This window comes from Novosphingobium sp. HII-3 (assembly GCF_002916655.1).
In the GTDB taxonomy this organism is placed as follows: Bacteria; Pseudomonadota; Alphaproteobacteria; order Sphingomonadales; family Sphingomonadaceae; genus Novosphingobium; species Novosphingobium panipatense.
Genome location: NZ_PPSM01000064.1, coordinates 1 through 2,715 on the forward strand (window position 1 = coordinate 1; position 2,715 = coordinate 2,715).

Genomic DNA, 2,715 nt, shown 5'->3' on the forward strand with positions numbered 1-2,715 from the left:
GACGCGGCGCTTATCATGGAAGCCATGTCCTACGGCTGCCCCGCCACGAGCGCCTACATCTCGATCCACAACATGGGCGCCTGGATGATCGACACCTTCGCGGACCAGCAGCTGAAGGACCGCTACCTTCCCGAACTGGTGACGATGGAGAAGATCGCGTCCTACTGCCTGACCGAGCCGGGTTCCGGCTCGGACGCAGCGGCGCTGAAGACTACGGCCCGGCTGGACGGCGATCACTACGTCCTCAACGGCACCAAGCAGTTCATCTCGGGCGGCGGCTACAATGACGTGTACCTGGTGATGGCCCGCACGGGCGAGCACAAGTCGCGCGGCATCTCCTGCTTCGTGGTCGACAAGGACACGCCGGGTGTCAGTTTCGGCGCGCCGGAGAAGAAGCTGGGCTGGAACAGCTCGCCCACCGCGCAAGTCATCTTCGAGGATGCCCGCGTTCCGGTGGAGAACCGGGTCGGGGCGGAAGGCGACGGCTTCAAGTTCGCCATGGCCGGTCTCGATGGCGGGCGGCTCAATATCGGCGCGTGTTCGCTCGGGGGCGCGCAGCGGTGCCTCGACGAAGCCGTCCTCTATGCCAAGGACCGCCGTCAGTTCGATCAGGCGATAGCCGAGTTCCAGAACACGCAGTTCCGCCTGGCCGACATGGCGGCAGAACTCGAGGCTGCCCGGGCGCTGCTTTATCTTGCTGCCGCCAAGGTGACGGCGGGCGCGGCGGACAAGACGCGGTTCTCGGCCATGGCCAAGCTTGTCGCGACGGACACCGGCTCCTCCGTGGTGGACAGGGCTCTGCAGATCTTCGGGGGATACGGGTACCTGAAGGACTACCCGATCGAGCGCTTCTGGCGTGACCTGCGCGTCCATCGCATTCTCGAAGGCACGAACGAGGTCATGCGGATGATCGTCGGCCGTGATCTCCTGAAGTGATCGATACACAGGTGTCAGGAAACGCAATGACCGACGAAGTGCTGTTCCGGCGCGAGGGTGTGGCCGGCTTCATCTCGCTCAACCGTCCCAAGGCTATCCACGCGCTCACGCTGGGTATGTGCGAGGCCATGATCAAGCAGCTCACCGCCTGGGCGCAAGACGCGGCGGTGAAGGTGGTGATCGTTGAACATGCGGAGGGGCGCGGCTTTTGTTCGGGTGGCGACATCAATCTCCTGCGCCAGTCCGCCTTGACGGACGGAGGCGAGGCAGGGCGAAGGTTCTTCCACGAGGAATATCGCCTCAATCATCAGATGTTCACGTATCCCAAGCCGATCGTGGCCTTTATGGACGGCATCACGATGGGCGGCGGCGTGGGCATCTCGCAGCCGGCCAGGTACCGCGTGGCGACGGAAAACACGCGGTTCGCCATGCCGGAGACGGGGATCGGCCTCTTCCCCGATGTGGGCGGAGGCTGGTACCTTTCACGGCTGGACGGCCGGGTGGGGCAATTCCTCGCCCTTACGGGTGCGCGGCTCGACGGTTCGGAATGCCTCTGGGCGGGGCTCGCCACGCATTATCTCCCGGCTGCGGAACTGGCACAGGCGAAGACCCGGATCGCTGCCGGGCACGACATCGGCGGCGTGCTGACCGCGCTGACCGCCAAGCCGGCCGAGCCAAGGATCGCCTCCCACGCGGCGGACATTCGGCGCCACTTCGCCTTCGACACGCTGGAACAGGTGCTTGCCTCCCTCGAAGGCGATGACAGCGAGTGGGCGGCCAAGGAACTCGCGACCTTGCGCACCAAGAGCCCGCAGGCCTGCAAGGTGTCACTGAGGCAGCTCAAGACTTCGCTTGGCCTCGAGACGTTCGCGCAGAACATGGCCATGGAATACGCCATCGGCTCGCGCGTGCTGGTCCTGCCGGACTTTGCAGAAGGCGTGCGGGCGGTGATCGTCGACAAGGACCACGCGCCCAAGTGGAACCCCGCCACTCCCGAAGGCGTGACCCAAGACATGCTGGACGCGATCTTCGCGCCTCTTCCTCCTGAAACGCAATGGAACCCTCTATGAGCTACGAAACGATCCTGGTCGAACAGAAGGGCGCTGTAACACTCATCACGCTCAACCGGCCGCAGGCGCTGAACGCCCTGAACTCCACCGTTCTGGCAGAGCTGACGAAGGCTTTCGCCGCCTTCGAAGCGGACAAGTCGCAGGGCTGCGCCGTGCTCATCGGTTCGGGCGAGAAGGCGTTCGCGGCCGGTGCCGACATCAAGGAGATGCTGGATAAGGCAGGGGCTGAGTTCTACGCCGAGGACTTCTTCGCAGGCTGGACCAGCCAGATCGTGAAAGCGACGCGCAAGCCGTGGATTGCTGCGGTAAACGGCTTCGCGCTTGGCGGCGGCTGCGAACTGGCGATGATGGCCGACTTCATCATCGCATCCGAAACGGCAAAGTTCGGCCAGCCTGAAATCAAGCTGGGCGTCGCGCCCGGTATGGGCGGCTCGCAGCGCCTGACCCGCACCGTGGGCAAGGCGAAGGCAATGGACATGTGCCTCACGGGACGCATGATGGATGCCGCAGAGGCGGAGCGTTCGGGCCTCGTCAGCCAGGTCGTCCCGGCCGACACGCTTCTCGACGTCGCCATGAAGTCCGCGCAGACGATCGCCGCCATGCCGCCGCTGGCAGCGATGATGAACAAGGAAATGGTCAACCTCGCCTTCGAGACGACGCTGGACACCGGCCTCGTGCTGGAGCGTCGCATGTTCCAGGTCCTGACCTC

At 64.6% G+C, this 2,715-nt stretch carries 3 protein-coding genes; all 3 read left to right on the plus strand.

Annotated elements, in window-relative coordinates; genetic code table 11:
• Positions 1–936 (plus strand): acyl-CoA dehydrogenase family protein (locus C2R25_RS17365; RefSeq protein WP_103730411.1); only part of this gene is annotated, 936 nt, incomplete at its 5' end.
• Between the two features lie 26 nt (positions 937–962).
• Positions 963–2,006, plus strand: a complete 1,044-nt coding sequence (locus C2R25_RS17370; protein ID WP_103730412.1) for an enoyl-CoA hydratase/isomerase family protein — start codon at positions 963–965, stop codon at positions 2,004–2,006.
• The coding region (locus C2R25_RS17375) for an enoyl-CoA hydratase-related protein (RefSeq protein WP_103730413.1) at positions 2,003–2,715 on the plus strand (713 nt) is incomplete at its 3' end. The genes C2R25_RS17370 and C2R25_RS17375, both read left to right, overlap by 4 nt.